This window comes from Herbaspirillum lusitanum (genome assembly GCF_046025995.1).
Taxonomy (GTDB): domain Bacteria; phylum Pseudomonadota; class Gammaproteobacteria; order Burkholderiales; family Burkholderiaceae_D; genus Herbaspirillum; species Herbaspirillum lusitanum_A.
The window spans coordinates 476,844-494,860 of the sequence record NZ_JAQQFM010000001.1 but is presented as its reverse complement, the minus strand read 5'-3'; the positions used below and the strand labels follow the sequence as shown (position 1 = coordinate 494,860).

Annotated in this window: 22 protein-coding genes; 11 read left to right on the top strand and 11 right to left on the bottom strand. The window is 58.2% G+C overall.

Annotated features, from left to right (window positions below):
* Nucleotides 1-46 precede the first annotated feature (46 nt).
* Nucleotides 47-844, bottom strand: coding sequence for an AraC family transcriptional regulator (locus PQR62_RS02245; protein WP_408154335.1), 798 nt, complete (start codon nt 842-844; stop codon nt 47-49).
* Nucleotides 845-1,308: 464 nt separating this feature from the next.
* Between PQR62_RS02245 and PQR62_RS02240 the strand changes: the two genes are divergently transcribed.
* Nucleotides 1,309-1,545, top strand: coding sequence for a hypothetical protein (locus PQR62_RS02240; protein WP_408154333.1), 237 nt, complete (start codon nt 1,309-1,311; stop codon nt 1,543-1,545).
* A 240-nt stretch (nt 1,546-1,785) separates the two neighbouring features.
* Here the strand turns inward: PQR62_RS02240 and PQR62_RS02235 are convergent, their stop codons facing one another.
* Complete coding sequence (locus PQR62_RS02235) at nt 1,786-2,682, bottom strand: LysR family transcriptional regulator (RefSeq protein ID WP_408154331.1); 897 nt, start codon at nt 2,680-2,682, stop codon at nt 1,786-1,788.
* Nucleotides 2,683-2,999: 317 nt separating this feature from the next.
* Between PQR62_RS02235 and PQR62_RS02230 the strand changes: the two genes are divergently transcribed.
* Both PQR62_RS02230 and PQR62_RS02225 read left to right on the top strand, forming a co-directional pair.
* The gene (locus PQR62_RS02230; protein WP_408154691.1) at nt 3,000-3,413 is read left to right on the top strand and encodes a (R)-mandelonitrile lyase; all 414 of its coding nucleotides are present in this window, start codon (nt 3,000-3,002) and stop codon (nt 3,411-3,413) included.
* Between the two features lie 24 nt (nt 3,414-3,437).
* A complete protein-coding gene (locus PQR62_RS02225; protein WP_408154329.1) occupies nt 3,438-4,265 on the top strand; it encodes an SDR family oxidoreductase in 828 nt (275 codons plus the stop codon).
* 139 nt (nt 4,266-4,404) lie between these two features.
* Here the strand turns inward: PQR62_RS02225 and PQR62_RS02220 are convergent, their stop codons facing one another.
* From PQR62_RS02220 to PQR62_RS02200, 5 genes are all read right to left on the bottom strand, one after another.
* Entirely contained in the window at nt 4,405-5,241 is an 837-nt protein-coding gene (locus tag PQR62_RS02220) for a TIGR02285 family protein (protein ID WP_408154327.1), read from the bottom strand.
* Nucleotides 5,242-5,538: 297 nt separating this feature from the next.
* The gene (locus PQR62_RS02215; RefSeq protein WP_408154325.1) at nt 5,539-5,664 is read right to left on the bottom strand and encodes a hypothetical protein; all 126 of its coding nucleotides are present in this window, start codon (nt 5,662-5,664) and stop codon (nt 5,539-5,541) included.
* Nucleotides 5,665-5,911: 247 nt separating this feature from the next.
* Nucleotides 5,912-6,484: a hypothetical protein gene (locus PQR62_RS02210; RefSeq protein WP_408154323.1), complete on the bottom strand. Its 573-nt coding sequence runs from the start codon at nt 6,482-6,484 to the stop codon at nt 5,912-5,914.
* A 60-nt stretch (nt 6,485-6,544) separates the two neighbouring features.
* Complete coding sequence (locus tag PQR62_RS02205; protein ID WP_408154321.1) at nt 6,545-6,871, bottom strand: hypothetical protein; 327 nt, start codon at nt 6,869-6,871, stop codon at nt 6,545-6,547.
* 130 nt (nt 6,872-7,001) lie between these two features.
* On the bottom strand, nt 7,002-7,454 hold the full coding sequence (locus PQR62_RS02200; protein WP_408154319.1) for a hypothetical protein: 453 nt from the start codon (nt 7,452-7,454) through the stop codon (nt 7,002-7,004).
* A 241-nt stretch (nt 7,455-7,695) separates the two neighbouring features.
* On the opposite strand from PQR62_RS02200, the gene PQR62_RS02195 reads away from it, so the two are divergent.
* The 3 genes from PQR62_RS02195 (at nt 7,696) to PQR62_RS02185 (ending at nt 9,473) form a co-directional block, all read left to right on the top strand.
* Complete coding sequence (locus tag PQR62_RS02195) at nt 7,696-7,839, top strand: hypothetical protein (protein ID WP_408154317.1); 144 nt, start codon at nt 7,696-7,698, stop codon at nt 7,837-7,839.
* Nucleotides 7,840-8,140: 301 nt separating this feature from the next.
* Nucleotides 8,141-8,734 (top strand): HD domain-containing protein, encoded by a 594-nt coding sequence (locus PQR62_RS02190; protein ID WP_408154315.1) that lies wholly within the window; start codon nt 8,141-8,143, stop codon nt 8,732-8,734.
* 133 nt (nt 8,735-8,867) lie between these two features.
* Nucleotides 8,868-9,473 carry a phage protein NinX family protein gene (locus tag PQR62_RS02185; RefSeq protein WP_408154313.1) on the top strand — a complete coding sequence of 202 codons (606 nt, stop codon included), beginning with the start codon at nt 8,868-8,870 and terminating at the stop codon, nt 9,471-9,473.
* 86 nt (nt 9,474-9,559) lie between these two features.
* On the opposite strand, the gene PQR62_RS02180 is transcribed toward PQR62_RS02185, so the two are convergent.
* The 3 genes from PQR62_RS02180 to PQR62_RS02170 form a co-directional block, all read right to left on the bottom strand.
* Complete coding sequence (locus PQR62_RS02180) at nt 9,560-10,390, bottom strand: VOC family protein (protein ID WP_408154311.1); 831 nt, start codon at nt 10,388-10,390, stop codon at nt 9,560-9,562.
* A 194-nt stretch (nt 10,391-10,584) separates the two neighbouring features.
* Nucleotides 10,585-10,995 carry a hypothetical protein gene (locus PQR62_RS02175; protein ID WP_408154310.1) on the bottom strand — a complete coding sequence of 137 codons (411 nt, stop codon included), beginning with the start codon at nt 10,993-10,995 and terminating at the stop codon, nt 10,585-10,587.
* A gap of 51 nt (nt 10,996-11,046) precedes the next feature.
* Complete coding sequence (locus PQR62_RS02170; protein WP_408154309.1) at nt 11,047-11,667, bottom strand: response regulator transcription factor; 621 nt, start codon at nt 11,665-11,667, stop codon at nt 11,047-11,049.
* A gap of 539 nt (nt 11,668-12,206) precedes the next feature.
* Between PQR62_RS02170 and PQR62_RS02165 the strand changes: the two genes are divergently transcribed.
* Nucleotides 12,207-12,917, top strand: coding sequence for a YoaK family protein (locus tag PQR62_RS02165; RefSeq protein WP_408154308.1), 711 nt, complete (start codon nt 12,207-12,209; stop codon nt 12,915-12,917).
* A complete protein-coding gene (locus PQR62_RS02160; protein WP_408154306.1) occupies nt 12,914-13,495 on the top strand; it encodes a TMEM175 family protein in 582 nt (193 codons plus the stop codon). Before PQR62_RS02165 ends, PQR62_RS02160 begins: the two co-directional genes overlap by 4 nt.
* Before the next feature lie 62 nt (nt 13,496-13,557).
* On the opposite strand, the gene PQR62_RS02155 is transcribed toward PQR62_RS02160, so the two are convergent.
* Entirely contained in the window at nt 13,558-14,481 is a 924-nt protein-coding gene (locus tag PQR62_RS02155) for a LysR family transcriptional regulator (RefSeq protein WP_408154304.1), read from the bottom strand.
* An 83-nt stretch (nt 14,482-14,564) separates the two neighbouring features.
* On the opposite strand from PQR62_RS02155, the gene PQR62_RS02150 reads away from it, so the two are divergent.
* From PQR62_RS02150 to PQR62_RS02140, 3 genes are all read left to right on the top strand, one after another.
* On the top strand, nt 14,565-15,764 hold the full coding sequence (locus PQR62_RS02150; RefSeq protein ID WP_408154302.1) for an acyl-CoA dehydrogenase family protein: 1,200 nt from the start codon (nt 14,565-14,567) through the stop codon (nt 15,762-15,764).
* 423 nt (nt 15,765-16,187) lie between these two features.
* A complete protein-coding gene (locus PQR62_RS02145; protein WP_408154300.1) occupies nt 16,188-17,159 on the top strand; it encodes an ABC transporter substrate-binding protein in 972 nt (323 codons plus the stop codon).
* A gap of 3 nt (nt 17,160-17,162) precedes the next feature.
* On the top strand, nt 17,163-17,969 hold the full coding sequence (locus tag PQR62_RS02140) for an ABC transporter ATP-binding protein (RefSeq protein ID WP_408154298.1): 807 nt from the start codon (nt 17,163-17,165) through the stop codon (nt 17,967-17,969).
* Nucleotides 17,970-18,017 lie beyond the last annotated feature (48 nt).

Genomic DNA, 18,017 nt, shown 5'->3' with positions numbered 1-18,017 from the left:
AGCGGGATGGCATTGCTGAAATGACGCTCTCAAGCAGCGAGCGGCATCAGCCTGGAAGTACGATGCTCGGCACCGAGAGCGTGTGCTTGCCTGTCACTCGTTCCGACAGATAGCGCGCCGGTGGCTTGCCCAGCGCCTTGCGAAACATGGTGACAAAGCCGCTGGCGTTCTCATAGCCGAGTTCCAGGGCGACCGTCTGCACGCTCTCGCCTTCCGCCAGGCGCTGAAGTGCCAGGATGACGTGCAACTGCCGGCGCCAACGCCCGAAGCTCATGCCGATCTGCTGCTGAAGCAAACGGCTCATGCTTCGTTCGCTCATGGCGATGCGAGCAGCCCATTCCTCCCTGCTGGTCTTGTCCGCAGGGTCGGCCAGAAGCAAATTCACCAGGCGGCGCAGTCGCTTGTCCCGCGGCATCGGCAAATGCAGGTCTTCGACGGGGGCCGCCACAAGCTCATCCAGCAGAGTCGCAATCAGCCGTTCTTCACGGCCGTCCGACTTGTCCTGCATGGAGAAGCCTGCTGCTGTCAGCAGCAACTCGCGCAGCAAGGGTGAAACCGAGACGGTGCAGCATTCGCTCGCCATGTTGGGAGCGGCGCCCGGTTCCACAAACAGGCAATAGCACTCAGTGATGCCGGAACCTCTTGCGGAATGTTCGACGCCGCCCGGAATCCACACCGCACATTGCGGCGGCACGATCCAGACACCGTCCTCGATTTCACAGTTGAGCGTGCCCCTTACCGAATAAAGAAGTTGCGCCTTGCGGTGGCAATGTCTTGCATGCTCCCAGTCCTTCGCGACATTGGTGGCGCTGAGGGCGTACACCGAACGGGGGATGCTGTCCACGTCCTGTGCAACAGCGGCTTTGGGAGTGGCGCTTGGCAAGATAGGCAGGGTGAAGAGTTAAGGAAGGGAATGGCCGGATTGAAATATATTATCTTATTATTTCTTAAATATCCCGGTGTTCGAATCGCTTGTATTTCTGCGGTGCCCGCTTCTGGCTGCCAGGAGGCATCGAAACGGCGGATCGCCCTCAGTAAGCGTGAAGGTCAGTGGTTGCGGTGAGCTGCCATCGGGCACTGCTGGAGAAGCGCAGCGGCGAACCCCCTCTGGCGCAGCCGATGAGCAGGTCATTGCTGCGCACTAAGAAGATCAGGAGGAATGTTGGGGCATTGCGGGGAGCGCTTTGACGCTTTGACTGCTGTGGCAAATTCCGGCCGCTCCATAAGGGGGGGGCGGAGGTCGGTTAAAATCACATCTGCCGTTCCCCACAATAGATAGTGTCAAGTAATAGCCTGGAAATACTCAAAATGATCGATTGGTTCCCCATAGTTTTCTTTACGTTCAAGCTTCTCGTGCTCGGCACGGGCATGTTCTTCGCGATCAAATGGCATTACGACCAAGGGCGGAAGAAGGGGACGGAGACGCGCGCGGTGCTGCGTGCGGGCGGCAAGGTGGCTGCAGTCTTCGTGCTATCGCTCCTGGGCCTGGGGCTGGTCACCTTCGTCTTTGTCAGGATGCTCGGTTTGGACTTGAGCTTCTCATGATGGCAAGGAATAGTCGGCCGATATCCGCTGATGCGACAGCAATTCCCCGATGCGGCTAGTGCAAGGCTTCGGCAGGCGGGTCAGAGCAAGCTTCGGCAAATAACATCGGCATCGCTGCGGGACTATCAATCGGCAAGCCGTCAGGGATCACATTGATGTGCTTGGCAGCCCTTGTTCCGGGCATTTTCAAATTGCCGCCGGATTTGAGTTTGCTTCAGCGCTCGGAAGAGAAGTCGGGCCTTATCGGCCTTCATAGCGCAATGCATTCACCAGCAACGCAAACGCAGGCGATGGCTGGCGGCGGCTGGGGTAGTACAGATGATAGCCGGAAAACTTCGGCCACCAGTCTTCGAGCACAGGTTTCAGCGCCCCTTTCGCGATGGCATCGCTGACAAGATCTTCCAGCGTGAATGCCAGGCCAAGTCCGGCCAGCGCAGCACTCACCAACTGAGACGAACTGTTGACGGTGAGTTGGCCGTCTACCCTCACATTCAGTTCGCGCTTTCCCTTCTTCAGTTCCCATGCATACAGGCCGCCCAAAGTCGGCAAGCGCAGATTGATGCACAGGTGTTCCGTCAAATCCTGCGGCGTTTTCGGCGGCGGGCGCTTGTCAAAATAAGAGGGTGATCCGACGAGCGCCATACGTATATCAGGACCGATGCGCACCGCAATCATGTCTTTGGCGACTTGCTCGCCAAGTCTCACGCCCGCGTCATACCGTTGCTCCACGATATCGACCAGCCGGTTGTCTGAATTTATTTCCACTTTGACGTCGGGATAGTCCGGCAGCAGTTCCGCCAGCTTGGGCATGAGGATGGAATTGGAGGCATGTTCCGAGGCGGTAATCCGGAGGGTGCCGGCAGGCTTGTCGCGCAGTTCGCTGAGCGCTGCCAGTTCATTCTCAACTTCGTCAAGCCGTGGGGCGACATTGAGCATCAGGCGCTCGCCGGCTTCCGTGGGGGCCACGCTGCGCGTGGTGCGTGTCAGCAGGCGGAGGCCCAGCCTAGCCTCCAGTTCTTTCACCGTCTGGCTCAGCGCCGATTGCGATACGCCAAGTTGCGCGGCAGCCTTGGTAAAGCTGCCTTCCCGTGCTACGGCGATAAAAGCCAGCAGATCATTTAGATTTTCACGTGCCATTTAATAAGTCCTGCTTCTAGGTTTATGCGGATTATAGGCTCTAATCAAATGACTCTGCATTGACTAAAGTGTCTCTCTTATGAGAGCGCATGTGCCTTTCAGGATGACAGAATGAGCAGCCAGGCGGCCTATTCCGGCAATCCGGTTCCGCAGCACAACTTGCCGATGCCGTACCCGAGAATGCCTGCGCAGTGGTGAGGCGCCTGAGCGCGAACAAAGCACCGGCTCGCCTGGCCATGAGCCGGGCAATCAGCAAAAACAGCAAAAACAGCAAAAACAGCAAAAACAGCAGAAAACGACCTCTTGAAAGATTGATGATGAAAATTACACGCAACGGCGCCAAGCCCTCCACCAAGGGGCCGGCACAGTTTTTCACCGGCGCGGTCCGGATTGAGAGCTATTTTCAAGCGGAAGAACCTGGCCGTAGCGGCGGTGCCATCGTTACCTTTGAACCGGGTGCGCGCACTGTCTGGCATACCCATCCGCTGGGGCAGACCTTGATCGTCACAAATGGCGTCGGCTGGACGCAATGCGAAGGCGGCATGCGCACGGAAATCCGCGCCGGCGACGTGCTCTGGTGTCCTTGCCAGAAGCGCCATTGGCATGGCGCCACCGACACCACCTCCATGACGCATGTTGCAATCACCGAAATGCAAGATGGAAAAAACGTCGAATGGATGGAAGCGGTCACCGACGAGCAATATCTTTCAGGCCCTGTCATTACAGACTGAACAGCCGGACAGCAAAGGAATGCCATGAAAGAAGTTGTTGTCGTGATCGGATCGGGATCGATCGGCCAGGCCATCGCGCGCCGGGTCAGTGCCGGAAAGCACGTCGTCCTGGCGGACTTGCGCGAGGAAAATGCCAAGGCGGCAGCGCAGACGCTGAGCGAAGCAGGATTTGACGTGAGCATCGCTATCGTGGATGTCAGCTTGCGCGAGTCGGTTCATGCCTTGACAGAAGCAGCGAGCTCCTTCGGCGCAGTCACCGGTCTGATCCACGCTGCGGGCGTTTCACCCTCGCAGGCGCCGCCCGCCACGATTCTGAAGGTTGACCTGTATGGCACGGCGCTGGTGCTGGAAGAGTTCGGCAGCATCATCGCCCAAGGCGGTGCCGGTGTGGTGATCGCATCGCAATCAGGCCATCGTTTGCCTGCATTGTCGCCGGAGCAGAACAAGGCGCTGGCCACCACGCCGGTCGACGAGTTGCTCGCGCTGCCGATGCTGCAAGCAGATCAGGTGACGAATCCGCTCAATGCCTACCAGATCTCGAAGCGCGGCAATGCGCTGCGCGTCATGGCTGAGGCCGTGCGCTGGGGGAAACGTGGTGCACGCATCAACACCATCAGCCCCGGCATTATCATCACGCCGCTCGCCAAGGATGAACTGTCCGGCCCGCGCGGCGCAGGCTATCGACGCATGCTGGAATTGTCCCCTGCCGGGCGTGCAGGCACCCCCGACGAAGTAGGGCATGTGGGCGCTTTGCTCATGGGGCCGGATGGCGCATTTATCACCGGCAGCGACTTTCTGATGGATGGTGGCGTCACCGCAGCCTATTGGTATGGAGAGCTTGCTCCGGCATGAGGCGGTGTTGCTTGTTTCCGGCTGACTGCATACATCGAGACCCGGTGGCAGAAAAAATCCGGCGTTCGCATTGGAGGCCGGAAACCCGACGGAAATCGGCCCACATCGCTGCGAATAGAATTTCTGATCCGCAAGGCGTTCATGGCGTCTTGAGAAAGACCGTATCGTACATTCTGCGGATTTCAGCCACCGATTCCGCATCGTGCCACTTCTCCACAATGCTGCGGTAATGAGGTTTGCTGCGATTGGCGATCAGCACCTTATTGATCTGGTCAATGACATTGCGGCCCCAATCATTTTTTGGACACATCACCCGGTTGTAGACGATTTCGTCTGCTTCCTGAGTGGGGATGGCGGCCAGTTCTCCGGGCCGATTCATCTGACGGGCCTGGTCGAAGGCCAGTAGCGGAATCTCGATCATGTAGTCGATGCGCCCGGCCAGCAACATGCTGATGGCTTCGACTTGCTCGGAATAATTTTCTTTCGGCGGGTATGCCGCCAGCAGCTTGTCCACGGTCGGGCTGTAGGACCGGTTACGCATCACCGAGGTGGTGAACTGACGGTTCTGCAGCAGGGCCTGCAGCGATTGCGGGCCTTTGAACTGAGCCATGCGGTCGCGGCGCACGATGATCCGCAAGGGGAGAAAGATCGACGTGGGCAGCGAAAAATAGCCATAGGCCTCACGCTCCGGTGTCTGCAACATGCCGATATAGCACCAATGACTGCCTTTTTTAATTTCGTTGATCACACGTGGAAACGGTGCTGCCAATTCCACATGCTGATACTGCGGCAGATTCTCTTTGATCACATCCAGGGTCAGGTCAAAAATTCCCTGATGCGCCCATTCTCCCTCCCGGATCATGTAAGGCGGCACATGATGTTTGCCCCATGTGATCTGCTCGGCAGCCATGGCGGCCGGGTATAGCGTACTCGTCAGCAGAAGCGGTAGAAAGTAACGCAGAATTCTGTACAGCATCGCCTGCTTTCTTCAATGAGGCCGGAGGGAAATTCCGCTACCAGAACCGGGTGGGAAGCAAGGAGTCTACGTGTTGGCAGGAAGGAATTCTATTCGGCTTGTCGCCGATGCAGCAAGAAGTGTTTGATGAGGATGGGCGTAAGGCAGAGGGCTAACGCCCGGCACTGAAAGGCTGGGGCTTTATCACAAGCAGAACGAAGGTGCTTGTAAAAGCCGGCTGTATCAATGAGCAACACGCCAAAGAGCAGAATGCAAAACCGGCCTACACAAGGCCGGTTTTTGCTATCAGCTTCAGAATTATTTGCCCGCTTCTTCGGATTCCTGGTACGAACGCTCCAGCTCCTCCAGCGCCTCGATGGCAGCGATCAACAGGCCAATGAGATGACGACGGTAAATAAGGTTCTTTTTCAGGCGATTGTTCATATTTTCTCCAACGACCAGCACCATGCCGGTTCTTTCACGGAACAAGCCGCGTCAAGCGCGGTTAGGGTCCTGCTTTAGTAAATGGCAGGCGATATTGTCTCACTTCCGACGGGTGAGGGTACAGATCCCGAAGAGGATAGGCCAGAAGTAGCCAGGGATTTTTGATTGATCCAGGACATCATTTGCGAACTGCCGCCGGTTTTCCTGGCCTCGCCAGCTTCGTCTTTTACCCGAACTGAGAAATGCATCAGGAGCACTCTGCTGCGGCCTCGACGTTAACGGGGCTTAGCTCGACGGCGTCATCCCGCACCACTATTTCGTTAATGCGTGGAATGCATAGTCCGGGCTCTATATCGAGCGCGGCCTCGTAGTCCTTGCCAGGCTCAGGTATGAAGGTGGCTGAGAATTTTTTGCAATAAATATAGCTATTGCTGCTCGGATTGCTTTGAAAGGCCATCGTCAGCGTGACAGGGCTGCCAGGGACGATTGTGTATTCTCGGAAGTAAGCTTTCGAAAGAAGCCCATCGCGTTTGGCGATATTTTCCACATTAGGCGTATCAGGCATTCCAATGCTCACGTTGGATGATGCGCCAACAAAGGAGCGAAATGCGCTTCCGAATGAACCCGACACGGTAAGCGCTTTGCCTCCCGCGCAACTGCTATTTTTATAAAATTTCACGAATACGCCGTTTTGTCCAAACACGCGAATTCGCGATGCCTCAAGCTTCGTCGGATCGTCTTCCTGGGCATGTGCGGGGAAAGCAATTATTTCATTGAGTAGCAGGCCTAAAACGATCAATGATTTTTTGTGACTGCGCATTCTTTTCAAGCTGAAAAATGGAATCTTATAGATGTGATCGCCATGGCACCAAGGCACGAGTCACTTGAACGCCACAAGCAGCGCCAATGCCGCCACGACGGTAGAAAACCATTGCAGCGGAATCCAGAACATCGTGTGTTTTTTCTTGAAGTCGAATTGCTGGCCTGTCTTTGGATCCACCAGCAATCTGCTCGGTCCGCTATTGAGTTTGACGCCCACCAGCCAGACGACCGCAGCCGATATGAAAAGTACCGCGACTGATATGAGCGGGTGGCCGGAATAAAAGCCTTTTTCATAGATTGAATCGGTTGCAAGCTGAGCGATCAACGACATCAGAAACGGGATAAGAAGTCCCAGAAAACCAAAACCTTGCCAGATAATTATCATTGAATATTCCCCTTTGGCAATATTATATCGATCATTTTGTGCTCAGGGAAATGAGGAGGCGAGAAGTCATGCTGGGCAACGACTGGTTTGGCGCAATCAAAATGGCTGCCCAAACGTCAAACGGTAAGGCTTATTTACCCGGATGCTTGTAAATAATCGCTTTCAAGAAAAGCTTGAGGTCTTTTTCCAGATCGGCTCCGAAATCCTGCCTTGCCACGCCACGGAAGACCAGCGGTTCCAGCAATGGGTCGCCGGCGCCTGCAGTCCGGACGGCGCTGCCCAGGGCGTCGAATTGGATAGACCAGGAATAGTCCGGATTCGTCAGGAGATCAGGATTTTCCGAATAGCGCCGAACCCGGAAGCTCAGGTTCAGATACTCCGGCTTGTTGACGTCTTCGCTCAGCTCATCAGTCCACCAGGCGGCAGCCTGCAATTCAAGCTGCAGAGCGGCGAGCGTCTTCTTCACCGTGTCAACGGCTCTGGAGGTGATCATGTCAAAATCTTCCAGCGCCTGTCTGGATTCATCTTCAGCCGCTTGTTTCTCCAACGCTATCTCGCGTATCGCCTCGTCAAGTATGCCCACGGCTCTTCTTTCAATGTGTCAAAGCAAGGATGGTAGCCGACCAGCGCAAAAAGTCTCCAGCAATTTATTGACCTGGACGAACTCAGCGTGGTGGACGGCGCTTGTCTGACAGACGCTCATTTGTGATCGATTCGGATTTCTCGCCCCATAGGAAATACCCTGATAGCGCAACGGCTTGCTTGCGCCTATTCTGACAACATCAGATGTCGAAACAGTAAATTAACTGCCTGGGAGCGCAATCATGGAAATCACGGAACTGTTGGCAATGGCGATTCCTCTGGCCGGCAAGGGCTTTGCTGTCGGCGCGCTGATATCAGCCGCATTCATCGCATATGGCATGGCCGGGGTATGGCGCAACAATAGAATCGGCGCGCAGGTTCCTTGATGGGAGATGTCCTTCGCGGCCATCCGCATCGCACAGTAAGTAGGTCCGCTGATGCGGAAATGCCGTTCAGTGAAGAACTGAGCGGCATTTTTTTTCGCACTCTTTGATTTCAACGCCGTTCGCCCTGAGTAGTTGCAAAGCAGCGTATCGAAGGGCAAGCAAGCGCCATGAAGGTCGCGCCGGCTTCGATACTACCCTGGCGGCCCAACTCAGCCTGATTCAGCCTGATTCAGCCCGATCAAACTCCACATCCAGACTCGCTTTGTATAATCACGAATTCAATCTTGAATGTGAGAAGGCTATGGAATTGGCAAGCTTGGAAAAGCAGTTAAGTTTTCTGAGGGAGATTGATCGGCTGAAAAGCGTGGTCCGGCAATCGCCCTTGCTCGACAAAAGTCGCAAAGAAAACTCTGCCGAGCATTCCTGGCATCTGGCCATGTACGCGTTGGTATTGAGCGAATATGCATGCGGACCTGTGAATGCAAATCGCGTGATACAGATGCTCTTGCTGCATGACATTGTCGAGATCGATGTCGGTGATTTCCCCATTCATGGCGGCTCGTCTGCGCAGGCCCAGGCCGAGCAGGAAGCCAGCGCCGCGCTGCGCTTGTTTGGTCTGTTGCCCCAGCCTCAGGGCGACCAGTTTCTGACGCTATGGCAGGAATTTGAACGTGCAGAAACAGAGGATGCGAAGTTCGCGAAGGCGCTTGATCGCTTTCAGCCGCTCCTGATCAATATATTTGCCGGCGGAGGCACCTGGACCGAAAGCGGTGTCTCCCTGGAACAGGTCTTGTCCCGCTATGGCCCCGTGATCAAACGGGGCGCGCCGTTGCTGTGGACTGTATGTGAGCAGTGGGTGACGCAACATTTTGCACCGAGAGCGGCTTCCACATAGCGGCCTGCATAATGAACTCTGCAAGCTCCATGAGCCGGCCACGCCCGATGAGCGGACTTGCAGCCGACGGCATCAATGCCCGTAACAGAGGGGCGCGGTACAATCCGCGCCGAGTTCATCCACATTGATCAGCATGCCCACCATTTACGTCAACGACCTGAACGGCCTCCACCTGGATTTCTGGGTGGCCAAGGCCGAAGACACAGACGCAGTCCGAGAAGGCGACGCCTGCCTGATCAACTACACCCGCAGCGCCGCCGGCACACCGGTAGGTGAGCGTTACTCGCCGACGCAAGACCCGGACATCAGCGTAGCGCTCATCGAGAAATATCAGATCGAAATCTTCGAAAGCAACGGCCGTTGGGTCGCCGAACTTCAGGGGCGCGATACGCCATGGGGCAATGGCGCGACGCAAGTGGAAGCTGCATTGCGCGCCATTGTCGCGGCCAGGTTTGGCGACACGGTGGAGGATGCGGAAATCGCTCTGCCCCTCCAATGCTTCTGGCTGGCGTTCGTCGCGCCCGGGATCGAGCCGGAACAGTTTCTTGGACATGCCATCATCGAAGCAAGGGACATGGGCGCCGCCATCGAGTGCGCCCGGCAGATGGGCATGCATCCTGGCTCCGATGTGCGGGTCTACGCCGTCAACGATAGCGATGCCGATCTGATTCCATCCGACTTGCGCAACAAGTTGCTGAGCCGTGAAGAGGCTGCGCGCCTGGGCTGGGGCGGCGACTGATTAAGTCGCAGGACGGATTGAGATTTCAGCACCGTCAATGGTTTCGGATCGTACATGCGCAGCGACGGTCTCCAAAGTCCGGAGGATCAGCCTGCAAATTCAAGCAAAGCCTGGAAGGCCGGCAGTGCCACCGTCAGGCTGTCGGCGTGTTCCAGTATCGGCAAGCCGAGCGCGCGGGCGCGCGCGGAAATAAACTGACGGTCGCCGCCGCGCAGAGAGATTGCCGCGAAGCAGGCATCGCGTTGCGGGACATGCGCAGCGAGTTCGCCAAAGCGTGCCGCCAGGCTGCCGGCCTCCGCGAATTCCAGCGAGAATTTTGATCCCCAGTGTCCCATTCGTTCATAGTCCGCAGCTGCACGCGCTGGATGCTGATCCAGCACCAGCATGCTTGAAATCCCGCGTACCCCGTTCGGGTGAACCATCCATTCAGGACGCCAGACCAGTTCGGGCGTGAGGTGACGGCAAGCATATACGCGGCCCGCAGAAAATTGGCCCGGCAGCAGTCGCACGGTGGAAAAGCGTGCATCCGTCGTCTGACCCGCCACCTCTACCGGTCGCGAAAAATGCTGTACCGGCTGCGGCGTGAGGCCCATCGCAAGCCAGTTGTCGTGACAGGCTTGCACGTCGTCCACCGCGTAGACCAGACCGTCGAAGCCGACCGGACTGTCGAGGATTTCCTGTCTGACTTTCTCGCTGTCCCGGGGCTGGCCGATCAACTCCAGATAGCCGTCCGCCAGCACCACCAGGTGATTGACCGAGCCCAGGGTGTGATAGCCCCGTGGCGTGACGATAAATCCCAGACCATCAAGCAGCGCTTGTGCGGCATCGATATCGTAGTGCGTGTTGAGAACCAGATGGTCGAGCGCAGCTTGCTGTGGCGTGGCGGGGGATGACACTTGGATATTGTTGTGACTCATGATGAATGATGCGCTGAAATGAACCCGCACATTTTACGTCCTGTCCTTGATCGCTGCGGCCATAGGGCCGGAATCTGGCAGAGACTGCGCAATGCGGTCTGGCGAGATAGTCAAAGCCCCTCAGCGCGCATCGGCCCCCATCGCGCGCTGCACCGTGATTCAGCGATACATTCAGCGATACCTTCAGCAGTACATCATGGCTGCGTCGTCCGCTTCAACTGCCCCAGTGCCAGGCGCAGCGCCGCATGTTGCATGGTGGTCTCGGGCGAGGCCTGCAGACCGGCCAGATATTTCTGACGAAATTCCGGCTGGCCAGGTTCGGCCGGGCCGATCAGGCGTTCCAGCGCATCTTTGAAAGCGCTGCTGGCGGCATCATCGATGGCATCTTTTTCATCCAGTCTTTGGTCCAGTTCCACCATGAATTCGGAGAGTACGCGCAGCCAGGCGAAATCCGGATGCATGGTCACCAGTTGCAGATGTTCGAAGGGATTGCCGACCGGGCCGAAGCTGGCGGATTGCAGGTCGATCAGCAGCTTGTGCATCTTGCGCAATTCCTTTGCCAGTTGCTGCAGTTGCTGGCGGTTGAGGCTGTCGTCGTTGTTCATTCGTCTATTTTTCAATTTACCGGATTTCTGGATGGGGGCGGGCAGCCAGCCTCAGCGGCTGCGCGTGCTGGCGATATGCAGGCGCTCGGCGGCGCGCACCAGATCGGCCAGGCTTCTGGTCTGCATCTTGTCCATCACGCGACGCTTGTGCACCTTGACCGTAATTTCGCTGATCCCGAGCTCGGTGGCAATCTGTTTGTTGAGCAGGCCGCCGATGGCCAGTTCCAGCACTTCGCGTTCGCGCGGCGTCAGCTTTTCCAGACGCAGCGTGGAGGCGGCATGTTCGGTACGTGAAGCCAGATTCTTTTGCGCTGCGTTCAGGGCTTCTTCCACCGCGCAGAGCAACTGATCGCTGCGAACCGGCTTGGTGAAAAATTCGCGGGCGCCGGCTTTCATGGCTTGCACGGTGGCGGGGATGGTGCCGTAGCCGGAGATGAAAATCACCGGCAAGGCATCGCCACGTTTTTCCAGTGTGGCAACCACATCGAAACCGTTGGAGCCCGGCATCTTCATGTCGAGGATGAGGCAGCAGGGCAGGGCCGGCAAGGATGCGCTCAAGAACAAGCCGGCCGAGGAAAAGCCCTGCACCGTATATCCCGCAGAGGACAACAGACGCGTCAGCGATTCTCTTACCTTGTCGTCATCATCGACAACAAAAACAATTCTTTCCATGCTTGATTCCTGTCATCGCTTCCGGGGCAGCGGCTTGCGTATTCATCCGCCGTCGCATTCCCGGGGAGGGTGGCAATATTGATCCGGACCGTCGGCTTGCCAGGTGATTCGCCATCGGATGCAATGCAGGCGAAGTGGCGCATGCATTCATACCCGGACGCGCCTGTCTCTGACGGTTCAACAGTCGCCACCATGATGTGCATTCGAAGCGTTTTTTGATTGTACGAATGTGCTGTTTTTTGTAAAAAACGCGCTCGTGTTGTGTTGATGTTGTGTCGGTGTTGTACCTGGTGTTGTCCGAATGACAGTATTGCCGGCCGCTCTGCGGCAGGTCCGGGCATGCGATGGCTCAGTATCCTTTTGGATAATTATCGCCAGGCGCGCGCGATGCTATCTTCAGAGGAATTTGCCGGCTGGCCGGTACTTGCATCTACACATCCGCGCATGTAAGTAGGGCACCAGCTGCCGGCGCATCAGCTAGCCGGCGTAGCCATTGCGCCGAGCTCACCGATCCCCCGTTCCCATCTGGAGAAGCACCTATGAACACTCCCCAACGCAACCGGATGCAAGCGTCCAGCCTGGCGTTTCTTGCCGGTTACGTCGATACCCTGGGCTTCATCGCTCTGTTCGGCCTGTTCACCGCGCATGTCACCGGCAACTTCATCCTGATCGGCGCAGCGCTGGCGGATGCCTCGCAGATGTCCATCCTGCTCAAGTTTCTGGCATTCCCGGCTTTCATCATCGGCGTCGCCGGCGGCCGCCTGTTCATCGCGGCCATCGAACGCCGCAAGGGGCCGGCGCTGGCGCTGGCCTTTTCGCTGCAGCTGATCTTGCTGATCGGTTTCATGGTGTTCGGTCTGATGGCGACGCCGGTGGTGGCGCCGGCTTCCAATTATGCAATGACGGCGGGACTGCTTGGCACGGCTGCCATGGGCGTGCACAGCGCCATCAGTCGTTTGTTGCTCGGGCATCTGGCGCCGACCTCTTTGATGACCGGCAATGTCACGCAGATCGTGATCGACAGCGTCGATGTGCTCACCGGCGCCGCGGACAAATCGACACGTGAGCGCTGCAGCAAGTTCTTCTGGCCGATTCTGTCTTTCGGCATCGGCGCCATCGGCGCTGCCTTTGCGTATCACGCCCTGGGTTTCATCGCGCTGATGGCGCCTATCCTGATTCTGCTGATGCTGATTCTGAACGAACGCAATGAAGCACGCCGCGTTGCTGCCGCGCCGTCGGCTGTGTCGTGAACAAGAGCCGGCTGGAGGCGTTCAGCGATGGGGTGATTGCGATTGCCATCACCATCATGGTGCTGGATCTGAAAATGCCGCAAGGCGCCGGTTTCGCGGATTTGCTGAAGCTGGTGCCGCAGTTGCTGAGCTATGTGCTCAGCTTCACCTATGTCGGCATTTACTGGGTGAATCACCATCATCTGCTGCAGGCCGCCAGCCGCGTCAATGGGCGCATACTCTGGGCCAATCTGCATCTGCTGTTCTGGCTGTCGCTGATTCCCTTCGTCACCAACTGGGTGGCCGAGCATCATCTCGATCCGGCGCCGGTGGCGTTGTACGGCGGCGTGCTGCTGATGTGTTCGGTATCGTTCTCACTGCTCAGGCGTGCGCTGATCGCTTGTGAAGGGCACGCTTCGCGCGTGGCCCAGGTGTTCGGCAAGGGTATCAAGAACGCCGGCTCCATCGTGCTGTATGCGATGGCGATTCCCCTGTCCTTGTGGAGTCCGGTGGCCGGCAGCGTGATCTATGTGCTGCTGGCCTTGTTGTGGTTCATTCCCAGTCACCGGCTGGAAGGCATGAGCTCCGGTCAGAGCTGAACGGAGCTCATGCTGTCCCGCTCGGGCGGACGGCATCCATTCACGCAGCGCGGCGCAGCCTGTCAGGCCGCAGCCGCCAGCGAAATCTTTTTCGCCAGCATGTTGCTCAGCCATTGAATCCCCATGTCGCTGGTGAAATGCGCATGGGTATGCACCTTGACCTCGATCGAGGGCGGCTCGAAGGGCAATTCCAGTAAAACAAATTCCTGTGAACGATTGACGCGTTCGGCGATGCTGCGCGGGTAGATCACCGCCAGATCGGTGCGCCGCACGATTTCCGGCGCCATGGTGAAGTGGCCGAGTCGCAGCGCAGTCTTGCGGCGGATGCCGCTTTCGTCCAGCCATTGCTCGACCATCTGATGGCCGGTGGCTTCGGTGCCGACATAGATGAAACGCAGATCAGTGAAGTTGCTGCGGCTCAGCTCGCGCATGGCATAGGGATGCCCGGCACGCACTAGGCAGACGAAGCTGTCGGTCAGCAAGGGCTTGTCCACGCATTCGCCTTTCAGTCCCGGCAGATAGCCGACCGCCAGATCGACGTCGCCGGTGTAGAGCGAGGCGCCGACCGAGTGGATGTCCAGCCGCACCACCTCCAGCTGCACCATCGGTGCGGTCTGTTCCAGCTCCGCCAGCAGCGGCGGCAGGTAGTAATACTCCGACACATCCGACATCGCAATCCGGAATACCCGGTTGGTCCGCATCGGGTCGAAGGCGGTGTATTCCATCACGGCGCTGTTGATGATGCCGATCGCCTGGCGCAGCGGCACCTGCAATTGGGTCGCAGCGCTGGTCGGCACCATGGAGTTGGCGTCGCGCACAAAAAGGGGATCGTTGAACTCGGCGCGCAACCTTTTCAGTGCGTGGCTGACCGCAGACTGGGTCAGGCAAAGGCGTTCGCCGGCATCGGTAAGGCTCTTGGTATCCCAGATCGCCAGGAAGACCCGGATCAGATTCAGATCCAGGGTCTCTGTATTAATTTTTCTCATTCATTCTATGATTAATATGAATTTGACTAATACATGGTGAGTGGCGAAACTGGGTCATCGACATCACACAACACTTACTTCTTATGAATCAATCGATCCTGGATGCAAGGCTTCAACATGCTGGTGTCAACAATACACCGGATGGACAAGCGCATGAAACTGCGATGGATGCGCTCATTCGTGAAGTGTCGGCGCGTCGCGATGAGTTCGATCAGCTATCGTACGTGCCAAAAGATGCAATTGCCACGATGAAAACTGCAGGCATTTTTCGTGCCAGCACTCCAAAACGTTTTGGTGGCGATGCACTGCCGCCGGCCGATTTTCTGCAGATGATAGAACGCATCGGCACCGCCGATGGCTCCGCTGCCTGGGTCGCTGCTTTCGGCTCCGCCAATACTTATCTGGCCCCATTGCCGCTTGCCACTCAGGAAAAGATTTACGCCAACGGTCCGGATCAGGTCTACGCCGGCGGCTTGTATCCGCTGCAGACTGCTGAAGCGGTGCCGGGCGGCTGGAAGGTGTCCGGCCGCTGGCATTTCGCCAGCGGCTGCAAGGGCGCCGACTGGATCGGCGTCGGCATCAAGAACGATGCGCCGCCCGTCAATGGCGTGCCGGCTCCCGCACTGATGGCGGTATGCCCCGCCGATGAGGTCGAGATCGTCGACAACTGGAACGTGGTCGGCATGCAGGGCACCGGCAGCCATGACACCCGCCTCAAGGACAAATTCTTCGCGCATGAATGGACTTGCGCGCGTGGCGCACCGGGCCTGATCGACGAGCCCTTGTTCCGCTATCCCTCGCTGGCCTATCAGGCAGAAGTGCACGCTGCAGTGAACGTCGGTCTGGCGCGTGCCGCGCTCGATATCGTCACTGAAATGGCGGGCGGCGCCAAGATCATGCCGGGCGCGCCCCGACTTGGTGATCGCGCCTATTACCGCATCAAGCTGGGGCTGTGCGAAGCCAAGTGGCGCAGCGCCCGCATGTTTTTCTACGACACCTGCATCAAGGCATGGGACTGCGTGCTGGCCGGCGACCCGGTGTCGGAAGAGCTCGATACCTTGCTGCGCCTGAGTGCAACCTATGCCGCGCGCACCTCGGCCGAAGTGGTGCAGGAGGCGTATCAGATTGCCGGCATGGCGGCGATCCAGCGCACCCATCGCCTGCAGCGCATCGTGCGCGATGCCATGGTGGTGACTCAGCACGCCGCGCTCAGCGAAAGTATTTATGAAACCGCCGGCGCCGTGTTTGCACGCATGGCGCCCACGCTGGCGGTGGTGAAATAAGGTGTGCGTGTGAACAGCAGGTCTGCACACGGCGCGGGAGATTGCATGCATGCCATCTATTGCCGGGTGCAATAAGGAAAATGGCAGCCGGGCTAAAGAAAACTTTAGTGATGCTGCAGGCCGCAGCAATGACGAAAAAGCATCAATGGAAATACAGTGAAGGAAGCCGACGGGCCGGTATCGTCCGATGCATGCAAATGCGTCGCGGCGCCGGCCTGAAAGAGTGCATTTGCAATGGGTATGGATCAGCATCGCGCGGGTGAAGACTGCGCTCATGCTGAATGCCGCAGTCACATGCCAGGCACGGAAAATGCGCTATGCGCTCAGGTAGCAAGAGATCTTGCAGCAACGGAGTTTCAGCTTTGTGGCTCAGGGGGGCCGAAGAAGTTTGCAGTAATCCATGATTCCAATCTCAATCCAAATATGAGGACCAAGCTCGTGACCAATTCCACTGTCTTTCGTCGCCGTCGTACTCTTCTCCTCAGTGGCGCGTCCATGCTCGCGGCCGGCGCTTTGCCCAGCCTGCCAGCCCTGGCGCAAAACGCACCGGTGACCATCGGCGTCGGTGCCGATCCGGTGTTCACCGCCTTCTTCGTGGCGGCCAATGAGAAGCTGTTTGCCAAGCATGGCGCCAATGTGACGGTGCAGCCTTATACCGATGGCGGCGAAGCGCTTAACGCGCTGGTGGCGAATCAGGTCAATATGGCCTGTGCCGGCGAGCCTACGCATATCGTGCGCCTGTCGCGCGCCGAACTGCGTCCGCTGGCAGTGACCTATCAGTCCAAGACTTACCTCAAGCTGGTCGCGCGCAAGGGCATCCCTACCGTCGACAAGATCAAGAAGTTCGGCATCGTCGCCGGCTCGGTGAGCGAATACGTCACCGGCCTGACGCTGTCCAAAATGGGCATCGATGCGAGCAAGGTCGAGATGGTGCGTTCCGGCCCGCCGGAACTGCCGGCACTGCTGGCGCGCGGCGACATCGACGGCTATTTCGTGTGGGAGCCATGGCCGACGCTGGGCGTGCAACAAGGCGGCCACATCCTGATGACCTGCGGCGACGTCGGTTACACCAGCACGCTGTGGCTGTCGGCGACGGCCGGCTGGCTGGCATCGAACAAGGAAGTGGCGGGCAACATTCTCAAGGCGCTGGCTGAAGCCGCCGAGATCACCCGCAAGGACCCGCCGCGCGCAGCGCAGTCGGTGCAGGCGGTGACCCGCATTCCGGTGCCGCAGACGCTCAATTCGCTCAAGGACATGGAGCCGGTGGTGCGTGACTTCACCGACGCCGATCTCAACACCGCCAACGCCATCGGTCAGTTCCTGCTGTCCAAGCAGGCGATCAAGGCGCCGGTCGACATGAGCAAGGTTCTGCAGCGCGGTTTCTACAAGGGGTAAGGCATGACAAACTCGGCACGCGGTTCATCCGTATCCATCAAGCGCGTTGGGCTGACCATCGGCAGCAACGAGATCATGGCCGGCATCGACCTCGATATCCGCGCAGGCGAGTTCGTCTGTCTGCTCGGCCCGAGCGGTTGCGGCAAGTCGACGCTGCTCAACGCCATCGCCGGCTTTCAGGAAGTGGCCGGCGAGATCCTGATCGATGGCAAGCCCGTGAAGGGCCCCGGGCTGGACCGCGGTGTCGTGTTTCAGTCCTCGGAAGCGCTGTTTCCCTGGCTGACCGTGCGCGAGAACGTCGAGTACGGTCTCAAGCTGCGCCGCGTGCCTGCGGCCGAACGGCGCAGCGCGGCCGAGCGCTACGTGTCGCTGGTCGGCCTCAAGCACGCCATCGACAAGTTCCCGGCCGAGCTGTCCGGCGGCATGCGTCAGCGCGCGCAGATCGCCCGCGTGCTGGTCAACGAGCCGTCGGTGGTGCTCATGGATGAGCCTTTCGGTGCGCTCGATGCCCAGACCCGCGAAGTGCTGCAGAGCGAGCTTGACCGCATCTGGAAGAGCACCGGCTGCACCATCGTGTTCGTGACCCACGACATCTGGGAAGCGATTCTGCTGTCCGACCGCGTGGTCACCATGACTGCCGGTCCGCGCGCCAGCATCAAAGCGATCGAGAAAATTGAATTGCCGCATCCGCGCGATCCGGCAGACCCGGCCTGCATGGCGCTGTATGCGCGCATCCGCGACGACATCGGCGCAGAAGTCACGCGCGTGCTGCGCGCCCAAGGTTTGATTGAAGAGGAGTTGGTGAAATGACGCAGCTTACCCAGACAGCGACGCCGGCGGTCGAGCAGCCCGCTGCCG